The organism is Lactococcus sp. AK05, from assembly GCF_041026685.1.
GTDB classification, from domain to species: domain Bacteria; phylum Bacillota; class Bacilli; order Lactobacillales; family Streptococcaceae; genus Lactococcus; species Lactococcus lactis.
Genome location: NZ_JBFTEI010000003.1, coordinates 104,835 through 131,543 on the forward strand (window position 1 = coordinate 104,835; position 26,709 = coordinate 131,543).

General features: G+C 38.3%; 22 protein-coding genes. 20 read left to right on the plus strand and 2 right to left on the minus strand.

Annotated features, from left to right (window positions below; translation table 11 throughout):
• The first annotated feature begins 29 nt into the window (after window positions 1–29).
• The 5 genes from AB6B24_RS07675 (at window position 30) to AB6B24_RS07695 (ending at window position 11,071) form a co-directional block, all read left to right on the plus strand.
• Window positions 30–3,059, plus strand: a complete 3,030-nt coding sequence (locus AB6B24_RS07675; protein ID WP_369164429.1) for a hypothetical protein — start codon at window positions 30–32, stop codon at window positions 3,057–3,059.
• 402 nt (window positions 3,060–3,461) lie between these two features.
• Entirely contained in the window at window positions 3,462–7,046 is a 3,585-nt protein-coding gene (locus AB6B24_RS07680; RefSeq protein WP_311854027.1) for a KxYKxGKxW signal peptide domain-containing protein, read from the plus strand.
• Between the two features lie 107 nt (window positions 7,047–7,153).
• Window positions 7,154–8,998: a flagellar hook-length control protein FliK gene (locus AB6B24_RS07685; RefSeq protein WP_311804169.1), complete on the plus strand. Its 1,845-nt coding sequence runs from the start codon at window positions 7,154–7,156 to the stop codon at window positions 8,996–8,998.
• Between the two features lie 64 nt (window positions 8,999–9,062).
• Window positions 9,063–10,349 (plus strand): class C sortase, encoded by a 1,287-nt coding sequence (locus tag AB6B24_RS07690; RefSeq protein ID WP_311802391.1) that lies wholly within the window; start codon window positions 9,063–9,065, stop codon window positions 10,347–10,349.
• Window positions 10,346–11,071, plus strand: a complete 726-nt coding sequence (locus tag AB6B24_RS07695; protein WP_311802392.1) for a pilin N-terminal domain-containing protein — start codon at window positions 10,346–10,348, stop codon at window positions 11,069–11,071. Before AB6B24_RS07690 ends, AB6B24_RS07695 begins: the two co-directional genes overlap by 4 nt.
• A gap of 74 nt (window positions 11,072–11,145) precedes the next feature.
• On the opposite strand, the gene AB6B24_RS07700 is transcribed toward AB6B24_RS07695, so the two are convergent.
• Both AB6B24_RS07700 and AB6B24_RS07705 read right to left on the minus strand, forming a co-directional pair.
• Window positions 11,146–11,844 (minus strand): LrgB family protein, encoded by a 699-nt coding sequence (locus AB6B24_RS07700; RefSeq protein ID WP_003132485.1) that lies wholly within the window; start codon window positions 11,842–11,844, stop codon window positions 11,146–11,148.
• A gap of 18 nt (window positions 11,845–11,862) precedes the next feature.
• Entirely contained in the window at window positions 11,863–12,267 is a 405-nt protein-coding gene (locus AB6B24_RS07705) for a CidA/LrgA family protein (RefSeq protein WP_012897449.1), read from the minus strand.
• A 272-nt stretch (window positions 12,268–12,539) separates the two neighbouring features.
• Here AB6B24_RS07705 and rimP point away from each other — a divergent pair, with 272 nt between their 5' ends.
• From rimP to fabZ, 15 genes are all read left to right on the plus strand, one after another.
• Window positions 12,540–13,013, plus strand: a complete 474-nt coding sequence (gene rimP, locus AB6B24_RS07710) for a ribosome maturation factor RimP (RefSeq protein ID WP_139916349.1) — start codon at window positions 12,540–12,542, stop codon at window positions 13,011–13,013.
• 163 nt (window positions 13,014–13,176) lie between these two features.
• Window positions 13,177–14,325 carry a transcription termination factor NusA gene (nusA, locus tag AB6B24_RS07715; protein ID WP_015426082.1) on the plus strand — a complete coding sequence of 383 codons (1,149 nt, stop codon included), beginning with the start codon at window positions 13,177–13,179 and terminating at the stop codon, window positions 14,323–14,325.
• Between the two features lie 165 nt (window positions 14,326–14,490).
• The gene (gene rnpM, locus AB6B24_RS07720) at window positions 14,491–14,817 is read left to right on the plus strand and encodes an RNase P modulator RnpM (RefSeq protein ID WP_003132489.1); all 327 of its coding nucleotides are present in this window, start codon (window positions 14,491–14,493) and stop codon (window positions 14,815–14,817) included.
• Window positions 14,818–14,819: 2 nt separating this feature from the next.
• On the plus strand, window positions 14,820–15,125 hold the full coding sequence (locus AB6B24_RS07725; protein WP_003132491.1) for a YlxQ-related RNA-binding protein: 306 nt from the start codon (window positions 14,820–14,822) through the stop codon (window positions 15,123–15,125).
• Between the two features lie 20 nt (window positions 15,126–15,145).
• Entirely contained in the window at window positions 15,146–17,980 is a 2,835-nt protein-coding gene (gene infB / locus AB6B24_RS07730; protein WP_311804170.1) for a translation initiation factor IF-2, read from the plus strand.
• A 380-nt stretch (window positions 17,981–18,360) separates the two neighbouring features.
• Window positions 18,361–18,720 (plus strand): 30S ribosome-binding factor RbfA, encoded by a 360-nt coding sequence (gene rbfA / locus AB6B24_RS07735; protein ID WP_003132494.1) that lies wholly within the window; start codon window positions 18,361–18,363, stop codon window positions 18,718–18,720.
• A gap of 178 nt (window positions 18,721–18,898) precedes the next feature.
• On the plus strand, window positions 18,899–19,846 hold the full coding sequence (manA, locus tag AB6B24_RS07740) for a mannose-6-phosphate isomerase, class I (protein WP_311802396.1): 948 nt from the start codon (window positions 18,899–18,901) through the stop codon (window positions 19,844–19,846).
• 415 nt (window positions 19,847–20,261) lie between these two features.
• Window positions 20,262–20,702, plus strand: coding sequence for a MarR family winged helix-turn-helix transcriptional regulator (locus tag AB6B24_RS07745; protein ID WP_003132498.1), 441 nt, complete (start codon window positions 20,262–20,264; stop codon window positions 20,700–20,702).
• On the plus strand, window positions 20,702–21,679 hold the full coding sequence (locus AB6B24_RS07750; RefSeq protein WP_029343618.1) for a beta-ketoacyl-ACP synthase III: 978 nt from the start codon (window positions 20,702–20,704) through the stop codon (window positions 21,677–21,679). Before AB6B24_RS07745 ends, AB6B24_RS07750 begins: the two co-directional genes overlap by 1 nt.
• Before the next feature lie 166 nt (window positions 21,680–21,845).
• Entirely contained in the window at window positions 21,846–22,067 is a 222-nt protein-coding gene (locus AB6B24_RS07755) for an acyl carrier protein (protein WP_003132501.1), read from the plus strand.
• Window positions 22,068–22,346: 279 nt separating this feature from the next.
• Complete coding sequence (gene fabD / locus AB6B24_RS07760; protein WP_003132502.1) at window positions 22,347–23,273, plus strand: ACP S-malonyltransferase; 927 nt, start codon at window positions 22,347–22,349, stop codon at window positions 23,271–23,273.
• An 85-nt stretch (window positions 23,274–23,358) separates the two neighbouring features.
• A complete protein-coding gene (gene fabG / locus AB6B24_RS07765) occupies window positions 23,359–24,090 on the plus strand; it encodes a 3-oxoacyl-[acyl-carrier-protein] reductase (protein ID WP_311802397.1) in 732 nt (243 codons plus the stop codon).
• A 40-nt stretch (window positions 24,091–24,130) separates the two neighbouring features.
• Window positions 24,131–25,360 carry a beta-ketoacyl-ACP synthase II gene (gene fabF / locus AB6B24_RS07770; protein ID WP_011835565.1) on the plus strand — a complete coding sequence of 410 codons (1,230 nt, stop codon included), beginning with the start codon at window positions 24,131–24,133 and terminating at the stop codon, window positions 25,358–25,360.
• Window positions 25,361–25,366: 6 nt separating this feature from the next.
• Complete coding sequence (accB, locus tag AB6B24_RS07775) at window positions 25,367–25,834, plus strand: acetyl-CoA carboxylase biotin carboxyl carrier protein (RefSeq protein WP_003132509.1); 468 nt, start codon at window positions 25,367–25,369, stop codon at window positions 25,832–25,834.
• A 126-nt stretch (window positions 25,835–25,960) separates the two neighbouring features.
• Window positions 25,961–26,395, plus strand: a complete 435-nt coding sequence (gene fabZ / locus AB6B24_RS07780) for a 3-hydroxyacyl-ACP dehydratase FabZ (protein WP_015426090.1) — start codon at window positions 25,961–25,963, stop codon at window positions 26,393–26,395.
• Window positions 26,396–26,709: the final 314 nt, after the last annotated feature.

Consider the following 26,709-nt stretch of genomic DNA (forward strand, 5'->3'; position numbering starts at 1 on the left):
AACCCCTTAGTTTTAGAGAGGAAACAACAATGGCAAATGTCAAAAACTTACTTAAAAAATCAACAAATCTTGGCGCAAATGCCTTACTTTTAGTAAGTACCTTGTTGCCAACTCTAAGTGTATTTTCAGCTCAAACTGTCCATGCGACAACTCAAGCACCAAGCACTGGCGGTCAAGCGCTTCAACCGACCGTTTACGATAATTACGATACGGGCGCACATAATTGGTCTGATTCTAGTCTTACCAATGTCGTAAGAGACAGTTCTAAGTGGTCAGCTTTAGGAACAACGCAAATCTCCGGAAACTGGTTTAATCTGACTCAAAACAAGAAAAACCAAGCAGGATATGGGATTTTTAATGCATCCATGGATATGAGTCAAACAACGTCAATCTCTGGGATGTTCAGAACACAAATCATTAATCCAGCAGCCGGTAATGATTTTAATCTGGCAGGAGATGCGGTTGGTTTTATACTGACGCCAACAAACAAAGCTCAAATCAATGAGAACTCTAGTAAACCCTCTTCGAATAATCGACCGGTTAATTTCCCAACGGGTGCAGGGCTTGGGATTGGTGGACTTCCAGGTTCAGTCTTTGTTGGACGTGACTTGTATTATAATGCTTCATCAGGTCTTGCAGATGACCCCACACAAGATATTGACGGAGCAAACCAATGGTTTGGGCAATCTCCATCACCAATCTATGCGACGGTCATTCGAACGACTTATGATAGTAAGAATAACCAAATCCTTGCGACACCCGGCACGCTTTATGATCAGGGCGCTGGAAACCTGATTCCAGACCCTGTAGGCACTTACAATAATGGTTCGAAATATCCCATCGATAAATGGGGAGGAAAATCTTACTATTCAGCAGGTTCAGCTGCTGAAATTCTACAAGGGACTCTTGGGAAGCAGACAGAAGATGAACGCGTCACAATGACCTGGACTCCTGATAGCGCAGGAGCAACAACGGCGACAATTTCAGGGACTTTGACTTATGTGGCGCAAGCTTGTAATTCTGATGGATCTATCAATACTGGAGCAGGTTCTGCAACAGTGTCTCAAAAGCTCGTTTTACCTCGCTCAATGTCTATTGGGGTTGTTGGTGGGACAGGGAGTAACTACGGAAACATCTCGTTCTCAAACAATACTTCAAATATTACAGGATATCGTGGAACAACAAATGCCCAAGTCAACTATATCAATGCGACGACAGGTAAAAAGATTGCCACTTATCCAACTTCTACCATCACTGCGAATGTCGGTGACCGTTTGGCGATTGGGGCGGCTAGCTCAGTGGCTGGTCTGCCCGGAAAGTACACATATAGTGCGCCAGCAGTACCGACTGGCTACACCGCACAAAGCAAAGTCACTTTTGGAGGAAGTTTTGATGCGAATGGAGTACTTTCAGAAGATGTTGACTCAACGAAGGATCCGAACGACTCGACCAATAGTACGGGCGGATTGACAATGATCAACTATGATGCGGAAGGTGCTAACAATCCAAATGAAATCAATATCTACTATACCCCTAAAAGTATCACTTCACACATCTATCAAGCTTTGAGTGCTGGATCACCCGGTTCATATACTCTGACCGATAGTCAATTGAAGACTTTAGGTGGTGCGGACTTTAGTGGTTTTGCTTCAAGCACTGGCAGTATCGGTTGGACAGGAGTAAATCCTGGTCTTGGGACTCAAGTGTCTGGAACTGATACGAGTGGTCTTAACTCAAGTGTACCAATCAATGTCAGTGGTATTACAGACGGTGCTTATACTTATCCAAGTCTTACGACACCGAAAGGCTACGTCATTGACAAGATCTACTATCAAAATGTGGACAACACTTGGGCGTCTTACTCAGGGCAAGCAGGTTGGACTCAGCTCCAAAGTGACCATCCGAACATGAATGGCGGGACAAATGCTATCCTTGTGACTTATGCGAAGATGGAAAGTGGAACGGTACATTTCCTGTACAATCCAGAAATCAGCCCCGGTGTTGACGATTCTGGTTTGCCTTCAGACAATCCAGAAATTGCTGGGAAACGGACACCAGACCTACCGAGTGATTATGCGATGAGCGGTCAGTTTGGTGCACACTATCCTTTTGAAGCTAGTAACATAAATAACGCTTTGACACCGGGCTACTATACTTATCAAGTTTATTACTCAGCTGAAGGTCTGAATTCAGATGCTCCAGGTGATGTTTCTGCACAAGCAAAACTTGATATATTTGCCGCTCAAAGTGGAGTAAGTGATTGGGCACATATGAGCTTTATAGATTCAAGTAACGATATAAATGTAATGATTTCTCCAATAAGCCAAAAGATAAATGTCAAGTATGTTGTTGATGATGATCCTAATGCGACTGTTCCTGATCAGTCAACGCTTAGCACGCAAAAAACGAATGCGACAATTTCACCTTCACTCATTACTAAGAGTGATACAGCAGTCAATGCCGCTTTGGCTGGCTCGTCTTACATCGTTGGTTCTGTGACCGCGCCTGACGGAACGGTCTACTCTGCGAGTCCAGATGGCAGTGTTTCGGCGATGGTCAATGCGATGAACGGAACCAAATATGTCCTTCCTGGTGGAGAAAATGTTGCTAGCTATGATGGTGCCAATGACTATATCGTCCACTTGGTTGATGCGGGAACTCTTGAGATGTCTGCACCAGACACGATTGATTTTGGGACACATCCCATCTCGGGGGCGACACAAAACCTGACGGGAAATCTTGATCAAGCCGTGGAAGTGACAGACACCAGAAGTAGCGCAAACTTATCGTCATGGACTTTGTCAGTGGCAGAAACATCACCTTTACAAGACGTGAGCGGTAAAATCAGCCAAACTTTTAGTGGATTGATGAGTTTTAACAACAGCACTTTGACGGATCAACCATTGGTGGTTCAAACACACAGTAATCCAAGCACAGGCGAAGTGACAACAGTTGTCTCTAAAAACAGTAGTGCCTTTCAATTGCAAGCACCAGAAAGCTTGCAAAGACAAGCGGACTACCAAGGACAGCTGACATGGACGCTGACCACAGCACCATAATCAAAGCCTACACTTAGAACGTTGATAAAACCTGTGAGACTTCTCACAGGTTTTTGGGTTAAAAAGATGATTACAAATAAATTACGTTATAATTTGTCATATATAAACCGTTCGTAAAACTAAACGTTTTTTTTTTTTTTATTTTATTCTAAATAATACAAGCTTTTATAAGCTTTTATCAAAAGTCTTTTTATAAAAATTATTAGTTTTTCAAGTTTAGATAGATTGTTACATAGCGAGAAAGATTTTGATTACATTAAATACTTTGCTTTCGTTTAACTTGATGAAATAAAAATGCAATGTTAAAATAATAGCAAGATAATCAATTGAAAATTATATTCTTAAAACCCTCTTTTTAAATCAAGAGGTACAAATGAATAAAGAAAGTGAGGAATAAAATCCATGTACCGTTCTAAGCATCAAAAAGGTTATATAACCAGTCATCAAGTAAAAACAACTCGCTTTCGTACTTGGAAATCAGGAAAAAAATGGCTATATGGTGCCACAGCTCTATCACTCACGGTAACATCAATTCTTCCTGTTGGAAATTTAGCTTTTCTACCAAAAATTGAGAAAGCCCAAGCAGCAACGACTTCGTCGGGGACATTGGTAGCAGGACAGACTTATAATACAGGTGGTGGGACTTACAGCGGAACAGAGTTTGCAAATGCTAATAACTATACATTGTATGGAAGTCCTAAGCCTATTGTAGCTGGAAATTGGCTTAATCTCGTATCAAATACGAAACCAAGTGTTGGAATTGGTATTTATAATGGTGCAGTTTCTACTGTTTCATCAGCGACAGCCTTTTCACTTTCAACAACCATTAAAGTTGACCCAGGAACAACCGGAAACTTTCAAAATACGGGTGATTCATTAGGAATTATTCTGACTGGTGTCTCTCAAAACCTCCTTCAAGCCAATGTTCAAAATGCAAACTCGACGGGGGCTGGTCTTGGCATCGAAGGTTTAGCAAACACCATCTTTTTAGGGCGAGATCTTTATTCCAATTTATCTGCATCGACTTCTGGTTCAGTCGTTTGGAATGGCCCTGATGGGACTGTTTCTAATGGTTGGAGTGACGGAGGGGGAAATGTCATTGCAATACGTCAGACAGATTCCTCGGGACAATTAATCCAAGCGAACTATCCTAGTGGTACAACGAATAATAGCAATGGACAAGCTTGGATGCAAGCGGCAGATGATACAGCGCTCGGTACGATTGGCGCTGTTTCTGAACCAATCAAGATTTCTTGGGCGCCGGATAGTACGACAGCACCAGTAGGTTACACTCACGGAACTTTGACTTTTTCTTTAACCACTTCTAATAATTACGGTGGTGTAGCAGGTATTGGTGGTAGTCCAAAGACGTATACAATCTCTACTACGACTAATCTGCCCAATGCACTTACAGTTGGTTTTGTTGCATCTACAGGAGGAAATACTGGAAACTTATCCGTTTCTTTGAATGGAGCGACGATAACTGGTACTAAAGGGACTGCGAATGTTCCAGTTAATTATCTGAATAAGCTCACGAATCAGCCAATTTCTAATATGACAGCAAGTACGATTAATGCTAATGTCGGTGATACCATCGGAGCTATTCTTCCTGGAGCTACCGCTAATGCAGCAGACACTTATGATTACATAATTCCAGCAGCACCTAATGGCTATCAAACCGTGTCAAGTACTACAACGAGTGTGAGTTCACCTGTTACTGTTCAGAACTTTCTTGTAGGAACGACCAACCCAAATGCAATAAATGTGAGCTATACACCCAGTCAACAAACCGTTTCATTCAACTGGACGAAAGCGACAGGAACAACACTTGCAACTCTTCCAACCAATCTTGCATACGGTGCAGCAGGAACAGGCGTAACAACGGACACATCGGTTGTAACCGATAACCCTTTCTCAAACACGACTTCGCTATCCAATTATGCAACAGCTCTTACGAATGCTGTGCCTGCAGGCTATAATATCACATCAATTAGCAATGGGACTGTAACCTATGCAGGAGCGACAACCGCCGCAACACTAGCCAAATTCACCGCTGCTAATCCGACGGTTTCAGCGACGAGTACCAACAATAATTATACTGTGACTTTAACAGCAAATCCTGCCAATATTGCAGGGAGCTTTACTTTCGTTGATGGGACACCTGGTTTTACCAATACATCTGGAATTGCTGGACCAACAGGAAATCTGACTTTGAATGGCACAGGGACGACAGCGACAGTTACGGCAAATGTTGGAGATGTCATTACGATTGCTAGAGGAACAAGTTTATCCACCACAGCGGGTGCAAATGTGCTTACCTCTTCGGTTACCATCAACTCTACAACTAATACAAGTCCTCTTACATTTACAGCTCCTTCAGGATACTATATTGTAGGCTATAGCTATGCAGGACAACTCCCTAAAGCTTTTACAAGTTTTAACTCTGGAGGGGCTACTTTTACCGCTACAAGTCAAAGCAATAATACGATTCAGTTTTATCTAGCTCCTTATTCAGGAGCTCACTATAAATCTGATGGAACACTTGATTTAACTGCTTCAACAAGTACTTATACTGATAGTATTTGGAAAATGTCAAATGCAGCAGGAACGACAGCGACAAATGGTGTAATTGCGACAAATGCTGCTCAACCAAAGGTTTTATTAGAAACAACGACAGCTACTGGAACAACAACTTTGGGAGTCACAAGCGGTTCGAATACCTATAAGATGTACACAGGAACCGGATTAACGACAACTGCTCCGACATCAAATACGGTTAACACTCCAACCCAATTTATTGCTTCCCAAGGACAAGCATACTCTAGCATGCAGGGAGTTAGTGGAACCAACAAGTTTCCAACCACAAATGCGATACTTGCCATTCCGGGATATAAGATTGTAAGTGTTCGTCATAGTAATAATACGGGCGATATTAGTCAAACAACCGGAATTACAACATCGGGAATGACCGCGACGACAAACTTTAGCTCAATGGAAGCAGCTCTTGCTGGAAATAACGCTTATTATAATTTTCCACCCAATGCAAATAATTTCACAACAAATACGACAACCAATGCCGCAATAGACCAGTTTGTTGTTCTTTATCAGCCCATCCCCGCGACAGTCAATGTCAATAATTTGACCTACACAGCGGGGAATATGCCGAGCACGAATCCAAGCATTTCCGCTCTTTTGACAGCTGCTCTTCAATCAAGTTCGACTAACAGTGATGGTTCAGCTGCGGCAGCAACTAACATGACGATTTCCAATCTTACTAACGTTGGAACGGGTGCTAATCTTCAAGCTAGTCAATTGTCTAGTCAGCCTGCGGGACTCTATCAGGTGACCTATCAATATACCGACCCAATCAATGGGACGCAAACAACAGCTCTTGCTTACGTTAATCTCATCAATGGAACGACAACAAATGTGCCACTTATTGGTTCTGCAAGCTTGACGAATACGCTCAATCTTGGTCTTAATGGTTCTCTTACACCAATTAGCGAAAGTGTAACGAATATCAGTTATACAGACTATGAAGGTAATAGTAAGACAGTTGATATTACAGCAAACGATATTGAACTTGATAATCAAGGAAATGTGACGATTGCTCAGGGAAAACTTCATCAAGGAATTTATACGATCAGTGTGACTTATAGTTATGCTGGTGGGGGCACGGCAACTGTATCAGATACAATTAATGTTGCAGAACCTTTTAGCTTACCCTTTACAGGTGGAGAAGGAATCGCTGGAGTCGTGAGCTTAGCTGCTCTTACTGGAATGGGAGGGGTCTTTCTTAGAAAACGTAAAAAGTCAGAAGAAGAGACTCTTTTAAAAGTTGATAATTCAGTGGCATTACGAACGACTGAGAGAAATAAATCAAAGACTTTTCAACAAAATCGGAGAACGCGACCTTATCAAAAACTATTTCACACAAAAAATCGTGCTCATCTGGCGCAGTTACAGCGAAAAGGGAAATCATGTTGAATAATAAAATAGGAGAAAATTCTACTTAATCAATTTTTAGACTTGAGAACAAAGTAGGATTAGCTTTAAAAAGAGTAAATTAATCAAATAAAAATGGAGAAAAACAAATGAAACTTAATTCACTTAATAAAAAAATTGCACTGGCAAGTATTAATCTTCTTGCCCTTAGTACACTTGCTGGTTTTAGTGGACTATTAAATGTTAATGCCAAAACAACAAATGTCACTGACCAAGTGTCCAATGGTGAAGTGGCCATCTATGCCCAATCAGCAGCTGGGAATCAGAGCGCAACACAAAATAACGGGCTTGTAGATTCCGATGGCAATCCTGTTGATGATAGTGGGATTGCTAATAATCAAACGGGAGGACAAGCAGGAAATACTGGAGACACAAAAAATAACGGTAGCCAACAAACAACTCTCGAAGGTTCAACTCCAAGCACAATGGCAAATGTGACTTTTTCAGCAACAAAATATGTAGGGACAGGTGTTCCGACTGGTGTGGCTGATCCTTCATTTACAGATACAACTTCTGTAGCTCCAGTCACTACAGATGCATCTGGTCTTGCTGACTTCACTGGCTTGACCGATGGTTATTATCTGTTTCATCAAGTGACAACAGTCAATGGGATTACAACTGTTGGAGATTTTATCGTCCAAGTCAGCCACGAAGATAGCCAAGCGGGTATTGTTAACGTTTATCCAAAACTAGATATGTCAAGTTCAGCAGGTTTAGGAACGAGTGCGACAACAAATGCGGATGATAATTTCAATGGTCAAACACCAAATCAAATTGCTAATCCAAATGCAACGGGAAATTCTGACCAAACGCTCACAAATGCGGACAATAATGCTGGTAATGAAAATTTGGCTAATGGAACATGGACGAATGGGCCTGATAATCAAAATACGACAACTGCGGCAGCTGGAAATACAGTGAATTGGAATGTGAATACAGTTTTTGATTCTTCACAAACAAACAACGGAAACGGGACTACAGGAGTCACAGGTACATATATTGTTACCGACCAATTGCCTAATAATCTGGTCAACAGCTCGACAGTAACAGCAAGTACGGTGATTGTAAATGTTACAAATGGAAGTGGAACAAAAGTGGGCACCTTGACTCCAACAACTGACTATACAATCACAAACGATGGCAATGGAAAAATCGTGGTTACTTTGACCACGGCTGGTCAACAACACGCAGCAAGCTTGCTTGGTAACGCAGATGGTGCTTTAAATATTATCATTCCATCAACGGTTAAAAGCGCCATTGGTAGTGCGACAGATTCAGCCACCACGACAATCACAAATGCTTATGGAGCAGATCTTTCAACGACGACAGCAGTTAAATCAACACTTAATGTGGGTGGTCTTGAAATGACTAAAACAGATGCTTCAACTAATGCAGCTTTGGCAGGAGCGACTTTTACTGTTGTACGTGCTGATAATAAAGAGGATGCCCAAGATTTTGTTGAAGCAAATGCAGCTTATTTTAATAACTCAGCCTCAGGTGGAACAGTAACAAATCTAACTTCAAGTAAAGCGGCTTTTGTCACTGGGGATACTTCAGGAAATGCAAATACAAGTGCAACTGCACCGGTCACATTCACTACGGGTAACGATGGGATTGCAACCTTTAACGGCTTGAACTTGGTTGATAATAACACAGATGGCAGTAACACAACGAATTACTATCTTGTCGAAGTTGCCGCTCCAACAGGTTATCAACTTCCTAGTGTTACTACAGCAGCTAACCTGACTGGTGCCGTCACCGCAAGCACAGCACCAGCTGCTACTGATACTACAATTACCAATAATAAACCATTTGCATTACCATTTACAGGTGGACAAGGTTTAGCGGGAATCATTGCTATTGCAACTGTTTCAGGGGTGATTGCTTTTGCTATTAAACGTCGTAAAGATAACGAAGAAGAAGTTGTGAAATAAAAATCTTTATCTTTAATGGAAGTGGTAAACTAGCCAAATTGATATTGTAGATTAGGAGGGGATGATGGCAAAGAAAAAACCAAAAACCTCCCGTAAAAAGGGCTTCAGTTTCCGAAATTTACTGAGTATTATTCTTGGGATAATTGCTATTGGATTGTTGTTCTACCCGATTGTTGTTAACTATCTGGCAGGACAGCAAAATATCAAATCCGTTCAGAAATACGATGAAAATCTTTCAAATATAGGAAGTGCTAAAGTAAAGGAATTGCTTAGTCAAGCACAGCTTTATAACGCGCAACTTTACAATGAATATATCTATGATGCAAGTCAGCATATTGCTTGGAATAAGCCAATTCCTAACTATAACAATGTCTTAAAAATTGATACTACGGGAATGATGGGTTTCATCACGATTCCTCAGATTAAAGTCAATGATATTCCAATCTATCATGGAGATTCTGAAAAAATTTTAGGACTAGGGGTTGGACATGTGCCTCAATCCTCTTTGCCAATTGGAGGAATCAATAGTCATGCTGTCTTACCTGCTCATTCTGGGCGAGTGAATGATACTTTATTTACTAATCTAGATAAACTCAAAAATGGTGATATCTTTTATCTTCATGTTTTGAATCTCACTCTAAAATACAAGATTAATGATATTCGCATTGTTGCTCCCAATCAAGTTTCATCTTTGAGTATTGAAAAAGGACGAGATTTGGTGACTTTAGTCACTTGTTATCCAACAGGTATTAATAACAAAAGATTACTAGTTACTGGTGAAAGAACAGCATTATCAAAGGTTACGCCACAAGAAGATATTCAACGCAATCAGTTTGGTTATAATTTTTGGGTGATGTTTGGGTCTGCTTTCTTAACGTTTCTTGGATTAGTCTATCTTTTATGGTCACTCTTTGGGAGAAAGCGGAACTTATATCATGTTGCTGCTAGAAAAATTGAAAAACCTGTTCTTTCTGATGGACAATTGGTAGGAGATTTTGGTGAAGGTTTTTATTTAACTGATTCTAAGAAACTAGCGTTTCAGTGGTTAGATGAATTTGCTCAAAAAGAAAAGCTGAACTCAGAAGAGCTTTTCTTAAATGTTTATCGATTAAAAAGAATTAAAAAGTTGTCCCGCTGGATATTTAAAGATAAAACGGAAAACTGGCAAAATTATATTAATGAGAAACAAGGTTATGGTGATGAAAAACATGCGCTTGTCGTAGGTCCTGTTTTTACTAGTGATAAGAAAATAATGCAGTATGTTTTGAAAACAGAAGAAGCATTGGGATATATAAAATATATTAAATGCTTGAATATTAATAAATTAAAGAAAGGGGGGAGGGATAATTGACAAAAAGTAGCAAGTTAATGGGGGTCTTAATAGTCACTTTGCTTTTGTTTTTGGGACTTGTCAGTCAAAAAGCTTTTGCTGATAGTCGCTTAATTATTGTAAAATATGGGCTAAGCCCTGGAGCGACAGGCTTTAGTGAGAATCAGACGACAAATGATGGACTACAGATTAATAACCTCCCCTTGGATAATTTAGGAAACGAACTGTCAGTTCTTTCTGGAATTCATTATTTAGTTTATGAAATTTCACCTACCGGGGATGGTTCAGAACTTAAGGCAACAAATCCACCGCCATCAAGTTATACAGTTTTAAAAGAGGTTGCTGATTTGGCGACTGACTCTAATGGAGTAGCTAGTTTATCTGTGGCTGATGGTTATTATTTGATTGAAGAACAAACTAACCCTCAGAAAGGTTTGCTGAAAGCAGCTTTACCTTTGGTAATCAAGGCTCCAGTTTCAGGATTAAATGAGGTTTATATTTATCCTAAATCTAGTGTTGATAAGGAAAAAACCGGACGTCCAAACAAACCTGAGCCTGCTCCTAAACCAATTGAAGTTCCTAAAGCTCCTAAAAGTAAGGATGATTCATCAAAAAAAGTTTTTGGATTATTACCAAAAACTGGTGTAGCTAGTTCTCTCTTATTAACTTCTTATGGTTTTGTCTTATTTCTGATTATTATCTGCTTAAAAAAAAGCAGAAAAAAAGAAGAAGAAGTTAAATAAAATGATTAAATTTAGCTAAATAAAAAAGGTTGAACACTTAATTGTTCAACCTTTTTTATTTATATAGGAGTTTTTTAATAGCCAAGAATGATTTTGGCAATGATTGGAGCAAATATCACATACATAATACCAGTCACTCCGATACTAAGAGCTGCCATTGCACCTTGTGTTTTTCCAAGTTCAATCGCTGTTCCGGTTCCGACAGCATGTCCAGTTCCTCCAAGGGCAATCCCTTGAGCAACTGGGTCAGTAATTCTAAAGAGTTTTAAGAGAGGGCCGCCAAGCACGCTTGTGAGGATTCCTGTAGCAACAACGACAACAACGGTAATTTGTTCAACACCATGCATTTTATCTGAAATTCCCATAGCCATTGCAGTGGTTACTGATTTAGGGAAAATTGAAAGAGAAGCGAGTTTACTAAGGCTGAAAAACTTAGCACAAAGGGCGGTAAAAATACAGTTGACTAGAGCCGCAATAGCAATTGAGCTAACAATTGAGCGCGCGTGATGTTTCATCAAGTGGAAAGTTTTATAGAGTGGAATTCCGAGAGCAACGGTACTAGGTCCAATAAGGTCATTGATAATTGAACCCCCGATATAATAGTTTTTATAAGGGATATGAGCTAGTGAGAGAATTAGGATTATTACGACAGTCGCAAAAAGAAGTGGGTTTGTCCAAGGTTTACGAAAGTTTTCATTAATTCGTACTCCAATCATAAAGACAAGAACGGTAAGGACAAAGCCAAAGAGAGGGTCGGTAGTGATAATATTCATGATTTTATATGCTCCAAATTATTGGTCTTCAGTGGAAGAAGTGACGGTAGTATCTGGTTTTAAAGCGACATAATCGCCTTCAAATTTAACTTTAATCCATTCAACTAGCTTTCCTAAGATGAGCATATTTATAATGAGTGCTCCAACAACAATCAAGAGGATTTGTGCCCAAAAGTGGCTAATCAAATTCCATTTGGCCATAATTCCAACACCGGCTGGCAAAAATAAAATGGTCATATTATTGATAAGAAAGCTTCCGGCTTCATCAACATGACGAAATTCAAGAATTTTGAATTGTAATGCGAGGAAAAGTAGTATCATTCCTAGAATAGAGCCTGGAACTGGTAAACGAAAGACGTTTGAAATGACATTTCCAATAAAAGAAAAGCCAAAAATGATTAATAATTGCAGGTAAATTTTCATATTTGTTAACTCCCTAAGTTAATTACGGATAATTTTTACAACAATTTTTATTGTACTCTTCGAGATAGGCTTTTTCAAGGATAAACTGGCTTTAGATTAATGAAAATAGCTTAATAAAAAATTTAAAATGTGTGCTTGACTTTTACTTGAAACGTGTTATAATAAATATAAATAAACTATTAGAAAGGAGCGTTCGTAAGGGCGCTCCTTCTCTTGTGTTTTTAAAATAGAAGTTGACTCTAACTTTGTATTTTATGAAAGGAGAATTGCCTATGAATGATGTTGTTAAAATTGTAGAAGATTTCATTAGACCTCATATTCCTCAACCTTTTGAACTGTTTGCAGTTGAATGGGAAAAATTTGGTGGAGATATGATGCTTTCAATTCTGGTGGATAAAGAAGGTGGAATCGAAATTGATGAGACGGCTGAGTTGAGTGAAATCATTTCACCTTTGCTTGATACCATTAGTCCAGACCCGTTTCCAACAGAAGGTTATCTACTAGAGGTTGCAAGTCCAGGAGCTGAACGTCCTTTGCGTAATGCTGAGCATTTTGCAGGTGCAGTTGGTGAGTATATTTTCGTTAAACTTTATCAAAAAATCAATAATGAAAAAGAAATTACTGGTGATTTGGTAAGCTTTGATGGAGAAACTTTAGTGGTAGATGTCTTGGATAAGACCCGTCATAAAAATATTGAAATTCCTTTATCTGCTGTTGCAAAAGCACAAACGATGGTTAAATTTTAAAGATATGACAGGATTTATTGATTTTTCTAAAGAGAATCAATAATTAGAAGCTGAGTTCGATTTCCTTGAGTTAGGCGAAATGTAAAACTTCCTTGATTCAAGGTAGTCGAACTTAGCTTATATTAAAAATGAAATTTTCTTATAAAAAGAAAGAGAGAAAAAAATGAGCAAAGAAATGCTGAACGCCTTTGCAATGTTAGAAGAGCAAAAAGGAATCAAATCTGAGATTGTTATTGAAGCGATTGAGCAAGCTATCACAGCAGCTTACAAGCGTCAATATGGTCAAGCACAAAATGTTAAAGTTATCTTTGATGAAAAGAAAGGAAACTTCAATGTTTATTCGACTCGTGAAGTCGTGGATGAAGTTTTCGACAGTCGTCTTGAAATTTCACTTGAGGATGCGCATGAATTAAATCCTCACTATGAAATTGGCGACAAAATTATGTTTGAAGAAAAACCAAAAGATTTTGCTCGTACTGCTGCTGGAGCTGCTAAACAAGTTATCATGCAAAAAATGCGTGAAGAAGAACGCACAATTATTTATAACGAATATAGCCGTTACAAAGATGAAATCATCCAAGGAACTGTTGAAAAAGTTGATGCTCGTGCCGTTTATGTAAATCTTGGCCGTGTTGATGCTCTTTTGACTAAGAAAGACCAAATTCCACAAGAAAACTTCCATGTGGGAGATCGTGTGAAAGTTTATGTTACTGATGTTGTCTTGACTCCAAAAGGAACTCGTGTCTTCATTTCACGTACTGCGCCTGATATGCTCAAACGTATGTTTGAAAAAGAAATTCCTGAAGTTTTTGATGGAACTGTTGAAATCAAATCAATTGCTCGTGATGCTGGTGACCGTGCTAAAGTCATCGTTCAAAGTCATGATGAAAATGTTGATGCAATTGGTACAATGGTTGGGGCTAAAGGTTCACGTATCCAAGGAATCATTCGCGAGCTTGCGGGTGAAAAAATGGATATCATTGAATGGTCAGAAGATAAAGCTACACTTGTTGCCAATGCTTTAAAACCTGCTCGTATTGAACAAGTTTTGATTACTGCTGATGGTTCAAGTTTAGCAGTTGTTGCGCGTGACCAATTGTCACTTGCCATTGGTAAACGTGGTCAAAATGTTCGTCTTGCTGCACACGTTACAAACAGTAAAATTGATATTAAAGCGGCTGATGAATTCAATCTGGATGATTATGAATTCGTGGGTGAAGATGGGGAAGAAATTCCAACAACTGAAGTTGACGAAACTCTTGTAGTTGAAGAAGTTGTTGAAACACCTGAAGTTAGCGAAAGTGAAGAATAAATTTTAAAAGCTTGAAAATTTACTGACAGAAAATAATATTTTAGAAAAAGCACAAAGGTGCTGAAAATTTCTTTTTTATAGGTCCGTCAGTAAAATGGCTGATATTCTAGTGGTCAAGAAATTGGCTGTCAGTCATTTTTTCAACAGAAATTTTGAGGATTTTCGATGAAACAGAAAAAAACTCCAATGAGAAAATCTTTAGTCTCGAATGAACAATTTCCCAAAAAGGATTTGTTACGGATTGCTTATAATAAAGAGGGAGAAATTTCAATTGACCCTTCTGGTAAAGCACATGGACGCGGAGCTTATATTGCTATTTTGAATAAAGAAGCAAGAGAAGCTAAGAAAAAACGTGTTTTTGACCGAGCTTTTCAAACTAAAATTGCTGATGAGTTCTATGATGAGTTAATCACTTATGTTGAACACCTTGTTGCTCGACGAGAACTTGAATCTGCAACCTATTCCGCTGATTTAGCGCCGGACTACGACTAAAGATGGATAAAAAACAACAAATTTCAAATTTACTAGGAATTGCAAAACGAGCTGGAAAAATTATTAGTGGTGAGGAATTGGTGATTAAATCAATTCAAAGCAGTAAAGCTACATTAGTTTTTCTTGCCAATGATGCCGCAGCAAATTTGAGTAAAAGAATTACTGATAAATCAAATTATTATGAGATTGCTGTCTCAACACTCTTTACAGAAATAGAATTATCGCACGCCATAGGACAAAATCGCAAGGTTATTGCACTTGTGGACGATGGATTTGCAAAGAAAATGGAGAGCCTCATGAACAATTGATGATATAAGGAGGACAAAGATTGTCTGATAAAAAACGTATAAACCAAATTGCTAAGGAAACTGGATTAACAAATGCTGAACTTGTTTCGGCAGCACAAACTCTCGGTTTTGAAGTGAAATCACATTCAAGTTCTGTAACAGCAGAACAAGCAGAAAAAATCATTCAAAGTGCAAAAACAGGCACTGACCAAACTGCTAAAGTTGCTGAAAAAACTGTTAAAACAAGTCATCCAAAAGCTGCTGAGGCAGCAAAGAAAAACAAGGAAGACCATCCACGCACTTTTGCTGGGAAAACAGTTGTTGAGGACCCAGCCATTTTAGCAAGAATTAAAGCTAAAGAAGAAGCTGAAAAAGCAGCAAAAGTAGAAGTTGAATCAACTGAACATCCTGTTGTTACAGAAAAATCTAAAGCTAGTGAACCAGTTAAAAAAGCTGAACCAAAAGTTGAAGCTAAATCTGAGCCAAAAGTTGAAAAAGTAGAAACAAAAGATAACACAGCAACGCCAAAAGCTGAAGTAAAACCAGAAAATGTTGCTGATAAAAAAGAACCAGTTGTTACTGAAGAGAAGAAAAAATCATTGACTCAAAAACCAAGAATTCAAATCAAAGTTATTAAACGTGCCGAAGATATCAAAAAAGAACAAGCGGCAGCTCGTCCTGAAAAGAAAAAATTCGACAAAAATCGTAATGACCGAAATAATCGTAATGATAATCGCCGTCCTAACCAAAATGGGAATGGTCAAGGTGGAAACCATTATGATAAGAACCGTTCATCTGGTCAAGGACAAAATCAAGGTCAAAAACGTGACAAATTTGCTTCATCAGGTAGTGCACCAGCAACAGATTCGTTTACACCAGCTACTTCTGGTAAAACAAACCGTCGTGACCGTGACCGTAAAAAATCTGATAATAACCGCGATAATACAAAAGATGGTAACCGTAAAGGTGGTCCACTTCGCGTAAATGATAATCGTAATCAAGTTCGTAATGCGCGTAACTCAAACTGGAATCAAAAAGGTGGTCGTGGTCGTCACCAAAACAACCAATCTTCAAGTGTTCCAGCAACTCAACGTAAATTCCATGAATTACCAGAAAGTCTTGAATATGAAGTAGGAATGAATGTTCAAGATATTGCTAAATCAATCAAACGCGAACCAGCTGAAATTATCAAAAAACTCTTCATGATGGGAACAATGGTCAACCAAAACCAATCACTTGATGAAGATACAATTGAGTTGATTCTCATGGATTATGGTGTAACACCGGTCAAAAAAGTTGAAGAAGACAAATCAGATATTGAACGTTTGTTTGTTGAAGATGGCTATCTTAAAGAAGAAAACATGGTTGAACGTCCAGCCGTTGTAACAATTATGGGACACGTTGACCATGGTAAAACAACCTTACTTGACCGTTTCCGCGAATCTCGTGTGACCGAGGGTGAAGCAGGTGGTATCACTCAACATATTGGTGCTTACCAAATCAAAGCAAATGGTAAGAAAATTACTTTCCTTGATACGCCAGGTCACGAAGCCTTCACTTCTATGCGTGCTCGTGGTGCTTCTGTCACAGATATTACAATCCTTGTAGTTGCTGCTGATGATGGTGTAATGCCACAAACAATTGAAGCAATCAATCACTCTAAAGCTGCTGGTGTGCCAATTATTGTTGCAATCAACAAAATTGATAAACCAGGTGCCAACCCACAACGTGTAACACAAGAATTGACTGAACATGGTGTATTCCCAGTCGCTTGGGATCCAGAAAATGGTTCAGAATTCGTTGAAATTTCGGCTAAATTTAACCAAAATCTTGATGAATTGTTAGATACAGTTCTTCTTGTGGCAGAAGTGCAAGAACTTAAGGCTGACCCAACTGTTCGTGCCATTGGTACTGTTGTTGAAGCCCGTCTTGACCAAGGTAAAGGGGCAATTGCAACTCTCTTGGTACAACAAGGAACACTTCATGTTCAAGATCCAATTGTTGTCGGAAACACATATGGTCGTGTTCGTACAATGACAAATGACCTCGGACGTCGGATTAAAGAAGCTGGTCCGTCAACTCCAATTGAATTAACTGGTCTTTCTGACGTACCACAAGCTGGTGATCACTTCGCAGTATTTGAAGATGAAAAAGCAGCTCGTGCGGCTGGGGAAGAACGTGCTAAACGTGCTCAATTGATCAAACGTCAAAATACACGCCGTGTTAACTTGGACAATCTCTTTGATACTCTTAAAGAAGGTCAAACTAAATCTGTTAACATTATCATCAAAGCGGATGTTCAAGGTTCTGCAGAAGCGCTTGCTGCTTCACTTCAAAAAATTGAAGTTGAAGGTGTGAAAGTAGATATCGTCCATTCAGCTGTTGGGGCAATTTCAGAGTCTGATATTTCACTTGCAGCAGCATCAAATGCGATTATCATTGGTTTCAATGTTCGTCCAACTGGTCTTGCACGTGAACAAGCGGCTCAAGAAGAAGTTGATATTCGTTTGCACAGCATCATTTATAAAGTAATTGAAGAAGTTGAAACAGCAATGCGTGGAATGCTTGATCCTGAGTTCAAAGAAGAAATCATTGGTGAAGCAATTGTTCGCGAAACATTCAACGTTTCTAAAGTTGGTACAATTGCCGGATTTATGGTTATTCGTGGTAAAGTTGCCCGTGATGCTTCTGTCCGTGTCATTCGTGAAGGTGTCGTGATTCATGATGGAGCTATTGCCAGTCTTAAACATTTCAAAGATGACGTTAAAGAAGTCGGAAATGCTCAAGAAGGTGGTTTGATGGTTGAAGACTTCAACGATGTTGAAATTGATGATACATTTGAAGTTTACAAAATGGTTGAAATCGAACGTAAATAATAAGAGGTGAGCTCGACTGTCCAGAAGTTATGATAATTGCTACTTCGACTAACTGCTTTAGCAGTTTAGCGAGAAGGGACAGCGTAGATAGAAAATGTGGTTCTACGCGTAGTGTAGGTCCCATTTTGTCTATCTACGCCACAATGTGGCTACGCTGTCGATTCATTCTAAGCGACTAAAGTCGCAAGATGAATCGCATTTTCACAGACTTCTAAGAAGGTGAACTCAGTTAAATAAAAGGTGAGGGCGACTGGTTAAAAATGATGAATTTTATTTAAGTTTATTGTTTCTGGGAGCTTTTACTCATTTTAAGTGGAGGTGTGGAAAAGTGATTTAAAAATCATTTATCTACATTTTAAACGAAAAAATAGGAGGAGAAAATGGGAAATTCTTTTCGTAGCGACCGTGTCGCTGTAGAAATTCAACGCGAAATCAATGATATTTTACGAAATAAAGTACGTGATCCACGTGTTCAAGATGTAAATATCACTGATGTTCAATTGACTGGTGATTTGAGTCAAGCGACTGTTTATTATAGCCTCTTGTCAAACCTTGCCTCAGATAATGAAAAAGCCGCAACTGCTTTGAAAAAAGCAACCGGACTTTTCAAAAGTGAATTGGCAAAACGCATGACCATTTTCAAAATTCCAGATTTAACTTTTGCAAAAGATGAATCTGTTGAATATGGTTCAAAAATTGATGAGCTTCTTCGTGGGCTTAACAATAAATCAGAATATTAATTAAAAAAGTTACTGACGAAAAAATTGAGTGTATTCTTTAGGTTGAATACATTCTGACAGTTCTGTCAGTAACTTTTTTTGTCATAAAAATGCTGACAGAATTGTTCTAGATAAATTTTGTGATATAATAGACATTGTGAAATGAAAGCGAATAAAATCTGCTCATTTGGAGGAAATTATGAAAGAACCATTGTTTTTGAACTCAGTTTTACAAGAAAAAATCTGGGGCGGCGACCATTTGAAAGAGTTTGGCTATGATTTGCCATCAGACAAAGTTGGTGAATATTGGGCTATTTCTGCTCATCCACATGGTGTGTCAACAATTGCTAATGGCGAATTTAAAGGTCAAAAACTTGACCAATTATACGCAAGTCACCGCGAATTGTTTGGTGATAGTAAAAAAGAAGTTTTTCCCTTATTAACTAAAATTTTAGATGCCAATGACTGGCTTTCTGTGCAAGTTCATCCAGATGATGAATATGGACAAAAACATGAAGGTGAACTTGGAAAAACTGAATGTTGGTACATTATTTCAGCTGAACCAGGCGCTGAGATTATCTATGGACATAATGCTAAATCACGTGAAGAATTAGCAGAAATGATTAAATCTGGTGATTGGGATCATTTGTTACGCAAGGTAAAAGTGAAAACAGGAGATTTCTTCCATGTTCCGTCAGGAACAATGCACGCAATCGGTGCTGGAATTGTTATTCTTGAAACACAACAATCTTCTGATACAACTTATCGTGTTTATGATTTCGACCGTAAAGATGACCAAGGAAATCTACGTGAATTACATATTCAACAATCAATTGATGTATTGAATATTCCGGGCGACAAAGTTCCTGAAAATCAAGTTAAAACTGAAAAATTTGCTGATGCAGAAATTACAACTCTTGTGAAATCAGATTTCTTTGATGTTTATAAATGGCAAATTCATGGTGACCATGAATTTACCAAAGTTGCTGATTACACTTTAGTTTCTGTGCTTGATGGTCAAGGAAAATTAACAGTTGATGGAAATGAATATCCAGTTGAAAAAGGAGCTCATTTCATCTTACCAAGCAACATTGAAAAATGGAATTTGTCTGGTCAATTCGAAATTATTGCCAGCAATCCTGCCTAATGAATTCAAAAGTTACTGATGAAAACTTTAAATTTTCTGTCAGTAACTTTTTTTGTTGAAATTATTTCTGTCAGTAGTTTGGGAAGGCAAATTTTACTGACAGAAACTGATATTTTTTATAAAAATTGAGCAATGATGACGTTTTCTAAAAATTATTACTTGCAAATCATTCTAAAAAATAATATAATTTGATACAGAAAACCATTTGCAATATAAAAACAAATTGAGTTCATCTTGCGAGAAAGAAAAAATAGAATAATAAATCAGGGGGTAAGTTGATGATGTTTTTTGCATCAGTTTATCCCCTATCTAAATGTAATAATAAAATTTCATAAGGGGTTTTATTGATTTCAATTTCTTTTTTTTCGTAATGTCTAAAGTCGGACTCACATCTAAATAATGAAGAGGATGACAGATGAAAACAGATTTTGATAAGGTGAATGAATGGCTGATTCAACTCTTTCATGATTTTATGATATTAGAGGAGCAATTTTTAAAAGACTCAGCTTATTCAGATGTAACAGTAAAAGAATTACAAATTTTGACACTGGTTCATACGCTAGGAACTTGTCGTGCAACAGATATTGCCAAAAATCAAAAATTGGCCTTGTCAACAATTACAATTACCCTCAATCGATTAGAAGATAAGGGATATATTGAACGCAAGCGTTCTACAGCGGACAGACGAGTGACTCACATTATACTGACATCGAAGGGTGATGAGCTTTGTGCAACTCACCGTGAATTTTTCCATACGATTACAGATAATCTATTTGATAGCGTTTATGGAACTACTGAAAATAAATTGGCTGGTGAACTTGCAACCTTACACGATTCTTTGGAGAATATGAAATAATGACTTTTGCGAAAATTACGCAAGTGGCACACTATGTGCCTGAAAATGTGGTATCTAATGATGACTTATCCAAAATAATGGATACTAATGATGAATGGATTTACAGTCGGACAGGGATTAAAAATCGCCATATTTCAACTGGAGAAAACACCTCAGACTTAGCAGCTAAAGTTGCTAAGCAGTTGATTAGCGATTCAAATTTAAACCCAGAAACGATTGACTTCATCATTGTTGCTACGGTAACTCCGGACTCATTGATGCCTTCAACCGCGGCACGGGTTCAAGCTCAAGTAGGAGCAGTTAATGCTTTTGCTTACGATTTGACTGCGGCTTGTTCAGGCTTTGTCTTTGCTCTATCAACAGCGGAAAAATTAATTTCCTCAGGAGCATATCAACGAGGGCTTGTCATTGGCGCAGAAGTCTTTTCAAAAGTAATTGATTGGTCAGACCGATCAACTGCTGTTCTTTTCGGAGATGGAGCTGCTGGTGTGCTTATAGAAGCTGGCGCGAGTCAACCTCTGATTATTGCTGAAAAAATGCAAACGGATGGAAGTCGTGGGAACAGTTTACTTTCTAGTTATGCTGACATCCAAACTCCATTTGCCTCTGTTTCATACGAAAGTTCAAACTTGAGTATGGAAGGACGAGCAATTTTTGATTTTGCCGTACGTGATGTTCCTAAAAATATCCAGGCAACTTTAGAAAAAGCTAATTTGTCTGCTGAAGAAGTAGATTATTATCTCCTTCATCAAGCGAATTCAAGAATCCTTGATAAAATGGCTAAAAAGCTTGGTGTGACGCGCCAAAAGTTCCTTCAAAATATGCAAGAATATGGTAACACATCGGCAGCAAGTATCCCTATATTGTTGTCAGAATCCGTAAAAAATGGTATATTTAGTTTGGACGGTCAAACAAAAGTCGTCTTGACAGGATTTGGCGGTGGCCTCACTTGGGGTACAGCAATTATTAATTTATAAGAGCTTCAAAGTTTAGCAAGTTTTTCTTAAGTTGTCTATATAAGAAAACATTATCAGCTAACTTTGACTCACAAGAAGATTTTAAAAAATCTTCACTAACTAATGGTTATAAACCGCTTTGCGGATATAATATAAATATTTTCACTCAATTAAAGGAGAAAAAATTATGGCAGTATTTGAAAAAGTACAAGATATTATCGTTGACGAACTCGGTAAAGAAAAAGAAGAAGTAACACTCGAAACTTCATTTGAAGAGCTCGACGCTGATTCACTTGACCTTTTCCAAATCATCAATGACATCGAAGACGAATTCGACGTTGAAGTTGATACAGAAGCAGATATGAAAACAGTTGCTGACCTCGTTAAATACGTAGAAAACAACAAATAATTCGGGATGGGGGTGAAGCGAGCAAAGGAGTTGATTCTTTTGCGAATTTCGCCCCTTCTTTTCGTTGGACTAGTTCTATTTTCAAAATAGAATTCTAGTATAGGGGGCTCAGTAATGATATACTGAGCTTGTCCTATAATTTTCATATTGAAGAATGTCATTTTTTTTAAGGTAAAAAACATTTTACAATACTAATAATTAACTTTATAAAAGAAAATACGAGGAATTCAAATTGACTGATTTTGAATCATTGATTCAAAAGGTTGATTACTATATATTATGACTAAAACAGCATTTTTATTCTCAGGTCAAGGGGCACAAAAGCTTGGAATGGCACGTGACTTATATGACCAATATGAAACAGTTAAAGCAACTTTTGATGAAGCAAGTCAAGCTTTAGGATATGATTTGCGAGCTTTGATTGATAATGATGAAGAAAAACTAAATGAAACAAAGTACACTCAACCTGCAATTTTAACAACCTCTGTTGCTATTTTACGTTTGTTAAGTGAGAATGGGATTAAACCTGACCTTGTTGCTGGTCTTAGTCTTGGTGAATATTCTGCCTTGGTAGCATCAGGAATCATTGATTTTCAAGAAGCAGTTAAGCTTGTAGCTAAACGTGGTCAATATATGACAGAAGCTGCACCGACTGGTTCTGGTAAAATGGTCGCTGTAATGAACACAGACCCAGCCTTGATTGAAGAAATTTGCCAGAAAGCGGCCGAATTTAAAGGCGGTATTGTGAGTCCAGCAAATTATAACACGCCCGCACAAATTGTTATTGGTGGTGAAGTTGAGGCGGTTGATTATGCTGTTGAATTACTTAAAGAAGCCGGAGTTCGTAAACTTATTGAATTAAAAGTTTCAGGACCTTTCCATACAGCAATTTTAAAACCAGCATCTGAAAAATTGGCTTTGGAACTTGATAAAATTGATTTTAGACCTTTTGAATTACCATTAATCTCAAATACGAGTGCTAAAGTAATGGAAAATGATGAAGTCAAAGGACTTTTGACGCGTCAAGTCATGGAACCTGTTCGTTTTTATGAATCTGTTGAAACAATGCAAAAACTAGGGGCGACTCGCTTTATTGAAGTTGGTCCTGGGAGAGTACTTTCAGGTTTCATTAAAAAAATTGATAAAAATGCAGAAATTGCTAATGTTGAAAATTTAGCTTCATTTGAAGCTTTGATTAATCAGTAAAATTGAAGAAAGGAATTGAGTTTGTCCTTTTGAAATCTTAGTACTAAAGTGCTAAAACTTCTTAGACAGGTTCATATCTTAAATAATGGAAATTAAAAATAAAAATGTCTTTGTGACTGGTTCAACACGTGGAATTGGTAAAGCAATTGCGCTTCAATTTGCTAAAGCGGGTTCTAATCTAATTATTAATGGTCGTTCAGCAATTTCAGAAGAATTATTAGCTGAATTTACAGCCTATGGTGTTAAAGCAATTGGTATTTCTGGTGATATTTCAAAATCAGAAGATGCAAAACGAATGGTTGCAGAAGCGATTGAAACTCTTGGTTCAGTAGATATTTTGGTAAACAATGCAGGAATTACTCGTGATGGTTTATCTTTGAAAATGTCAGAAGAAGATTTTGAGTCTGTTCTTAAAATCAACTTGACTGGGGCTTTCAATATGACACAGGCTGTTTTGAAACCGATGACCAGAGCTCGTTCTGGAGCAATTATTAATATCTCATCAGTTGTTGGACTTATGGGAAATGCTGGGCAAGCAAATTATGCCGCTTCAAAAGCAGGACTTATTGGTTTGACAAAATCAATTGCTAGAGAAGTTGCGGCACGAAATGTTCGTGTCAATGCTGTGGCTCCAGGATTTATTGAATCAGATATGACTGAAGTTCTTTCTGATAAAGTTAAAGATGCAATGAAAGGGCAAATTCCAATGAAACGTTTTGGAATTCCTGAAGAAATTGCAACAGCAACTCAATTCTTGGCTGAACAAGAATATATGACTGGACAAGTACTTACCATTGATGGTGGAGTTTCAATGTAAATGATTCATTGATAAATTTTAAAATTAAGAGGATAAAAATATGACAAATAGAGTTGTTATCACTGGTTATGGTGTAGTTAGTGCAATTGGAAATAGCCCAGAAGAATTTTGGAACAATCTTAAAGCTGGTAAAACTGGAATTGGTCCAATCACTCACTTTGATGCTGAAGCAACAGGGATTTCTGTTGCAGCAGAAGTAAAAGAATTTCCATTTGATAAATATTTCCAGAAAAAAGATGCACGACGCATGGATACTTTCTCACTTTATGCGGTTTATGCAGCACTTGATGCCATGGAAATGTCTGGTATTACAGAAGAAAATACTAATTTTGACCGTTTGGGCTGTATCATGGCTTCTGGGATTGGTGGACTTGAACAATCACAAAAAAATTCACAAGCAATTGTCGCTAAAGGCCCTCGTAAAGGGGTAGCACCACTCTACGTTCCACTTGCTATTGCTAATATGGCAACTGGTAACGTTGCTTTACGTACAGGTGCTCGTGGGGTTTCGCGTGCTGAAGTAACGGCTTGTGCGGCTGGTGCTAATTCAATTGGTTCAGCTTTCCGTGAAATCAAACATGGTTACGCTGATGCAATGATTGCTGGTGGTGCTGAAGCGGCTATTTGTGAACTTGGAATTGCAGGTTTTGCTAATTTGACTGCTTTGACTAAAGAAACTGACCCTGAAAAAGCATGTATTCCATTCGATAAAAATCGTTCAGGATTTGTAATGGGCGAAGGTTCTGGTGTATTGATTTTGGAAAGCCTTGAACATGCACAAGCTCGTGGCGCTAATATCTTGGCTGAGATTGTTGGATACGGAAATACAAATGATGCTTTCCATATGACAACTCCTTCAGGAGTGGGTGCTGAAAATGCGATTAAATTGGCTTTGGAAGAAGCTGGTGCAAGTCCAGCTGATGTTGATTACGTTAATGCACACGGAACTTCAACACATGCCAATGAAGAAACTGAAAGCAAAGCAATTCACAATGTAATTGGCGATAAAGCTTATGTTTCATCTACAAAAGCATTGCACGGTCATGCACTTGGTGCAACAGGTGCAATTGAAGCAGTGGCAACTGTTCAAGCACTTTTGAATCAATATGCACCAGTAAATGCTGGAACAACTGAACTTGATGAAGGAATGACAATTAATGTTGTTCTTGGTGAAGGTAAACCTGCTGATATTAATCTTGCATTGTCGCAAGACTTTGGTTTCGGTGGACACAATGCTGTATTGGCATTCAAGAAATGGACTGGAGAGTAAATAAAAATGAACATTTCAGAAGTAAAAGATTTGATGAACCAATTCAATGGTTCTACTTTACGTGAATTTTCTTGGAAAAATGCTGATGGTGAATTATCATTTTCTAAAAATGAAGGTCAAGCCCTTGTTGGAGCTCAAAGTGCTGCACCTACTGCACCTGCATTTACAGCTCAACAAGCAACGCCAGTTGCAGAAAGTACAGAAGCGCCCGTAGCAAGTGAAGCGGCTGTTGAAGCTGAGGGTGAAGCAGTTACTTCTCCATTAGTGGGCGTAGCCTATCTTAAACCTTCACCAGATAAGGCTGAATTTGCCAAAGTTGGTGATTCAGTTAAAAAAGGTCAAACTTTGCTTATTATTGAAGCAATGAAAGTAATGAATGAAATTCCTGCACCAAAAGATGGAGTCATCACGGAAATTATGGTTTCTGGAGAAGATGTCGTTGAATTTGGTCAAGATTTGATGAGAATCAAATAAAAAAATTACTGACAAAGCTCTGTCAGTTTATCTTTGATGTAAAAGTTACTGACAGCTCTGGTTGAGGTGCCAGAGAATTTACTGACAAGTTCTGTCAGTGAATCTCTAAAAGAAAAGTGAGAATAAATGACTGAAGTAAACATTAATGTAACTGAAATTATGGAGGCTTTGCCTCATCGTTATCCATTTCTATTAGTCGATCGTGTGATTGATATTGCTGATGACGAAATTACAGCAATTAAAAATGTGACGATTAATGAAGAATTTTTCCAAGGACATTTTCCACAATATCCAGTAATGCCAGGGGTTTTGATTATGGAAGCTCTCGCACAAGCGGCTGGTGTTTTAGAATTATCTAAACCTGAAAACAAAGGAAAACTTGTTTTTTATGCGGGAATGGACAATGTTAAGTACAAAAAACAAGTCACTCCCGGAGATCAATTGGTCTTACATGCTAAATTTATCAAACGTCGTGGTCCAATTGCAGTTGTTGAAGCAGAAGCAACTGTTGATGGGAAATTGGCAGCTAAAGGAACTTTGACTTTTGCCTTAGGGCGTTAGTGCTTTAGCACTTAGGCTTCTAGGTCAAGGTGACCTGATATCGAAGATGTCAGGTTGTATCCTGCCTTAGGGCGTTAGTGCTTTAGCACTTGCCTTTTTATCACTTGCTTTAGCAAGTAGAGAAAACGGACAGCGAAACGAAGTGGAGATAGGCTTATAACCATTACGACTAGTCGCTTTAGTGATGTAGCGAGTATGGATAATCGAGCACGAAGTGTAAAGACGGTCAAGGTGACCTGATATCGAAGATGTCAGGTTGTATCCCGCCTTAGGTATATAGCTCATCTTCATTTAAAAATAATCATATTTTTTAT

What these genes read in the sequence shown, in the direction of transcription:
- AB6B24_RS07675 (WP_369164429.1), top strand. Translation starts at nt 30, where the DNA reads ATGGCAAATGTCAAAAACTTACTTAAAAAATCAACAAATCTTGGCGCA.
- AB6B24_RS07680 (WP_311854027.1), top strand. Translation starts at nt 3,462, where the DNA reads ATGTACCGTTCTAAGCATCAAAAAGGTTATATAACCAGTCATCAAGTA.
- AB6B24_RS07685 (WP_311804169.1), top strand. Translation starts at nt 7,154, where the DNA reads ATGAAACTTAATTCACTTAATAAAAAAATTGCACTGGCAAGTATTAAT.
- AB6B24_RS07690 (WP_311802391.1), top strand. Translation starts at nt 9,063, where the DNA reads ATGGCAAAGAAAAAACCAAAAACCTCCCGTAAAAAGGGCTTCAGTTTC.
- AB6B24_RS07700 (WP_003132485.1), bottom strand. Translation starts at nt 11,844, where the DNA reads ATGAATATTATCACTACCGACCCTCTCTTTGGCTTTGTCCTTACCGTT.
- AB6B24_RS07705 (WP_012897449.1), bottom strand. Translation starts at nt 12,267, where the DNA reads ATGAAAATTTACCTGCAATTATTAATCATTTTTGGCTTTTCTTTTATT.
- rimP (WP_139916349.1), top strand. Translation starts at nt 12,540, where the DNA reads ATGAATGATGTTGTTAAAATTGTAGAAGATTTCATTAGACCTCATATT.
- nusA (WP_015426082.1), top strand. Translation starts at nt 13,177, where the DNA reads ATGAGCAAAGAAATGCTGAACGCCTTTGCAATGTTAGAAGAGCAAAAA.
- rnpM (WP_003132489.1), top strand. Translation starts at nt 14,491, where the DNA reads ATGAAACAGAAAAAAACTCCAATGAGAAAATCTTTAGTCTCGAATGAA.
- AB6B24_RS07725 (WP_003132491.1), top strand. Translation starts at nt 14,820, where the DNA reads ATGGATAAAAAACAACAAATTTCAAATTTACTAGGAATTGCAAAACGA.
- rbfA (WP_003132494.1), top strand. Translation starts at nt 18,361, where the DNA reads ATGGGAAATTCTTTTCGTAGCGACCGTGTCGCTGTAGAAATTCAACGC.
- manA (WP_311802396.1), top strand. Translation starts at nt 18,899, where the DNA reads ATGAAAGAACCATTGTTTTTGAACTCAGTTTTACAAGAAAAAATCTGG.
- AB6B24_RS07745 (WP_003132498.1), top strand. Translation starts at nt 20,262, where the DNA reads ATGAAAACAGATTTTGATAAGGTGAATGAATGGCTGATTCAACTCTTT.
- AB6B24_RS07750 (WP_029343618.1), top strand. Translation starts at nt 20,702, where the DNA reads ATGACTTTTGCGAAAATTACGCAAGTGGCACACTATGTGCCTGAAAAT.
- AB6B24_RS07755 (WP_003132501.1), top strand. Translation starts at nt 21,846, where the DNA reads ATGGCAGTATTTGAAAAAGTACAAGATATTATCGTTGACGAACTCGGT.
- fabD (WP_003132502.1), top strand. Translation starts at nt 22,347, where the DNA reads ATGACTAAAACAGCATTTTTATTCTCAGGTCAAGGGGCACAAAAGCTT.
- fabG (WP_311802397.1), top strand. Translation starts at nt 23,359, where the DNA reads ATGGAAATTAAAAATAAAAATGTCTTTGTGACTGGTTCAACACGTGGA.
- fabF (WP_011835565.1), top strand. Translation starts at nt 24,131, where the DNA reads ATGACAAATAGAGTTGTTATCACTGGTTATGGTGTAGTTAGTGCAATT.
- accB (WP_003132509.1), top strand. Translation starts at nt 25,367, where the DNA reads ATGAACATTTCAGAAGTAAAAGATTTGATGAACCAATTCAATGGTTCT.
- fabZ (WP_015426090.1), top strand. Translation starts at nt 25,961, where the DNA reads ATGACTGAAGTAAACATTAATGTAACTGAAATTATGGAGGCTTTGCCT.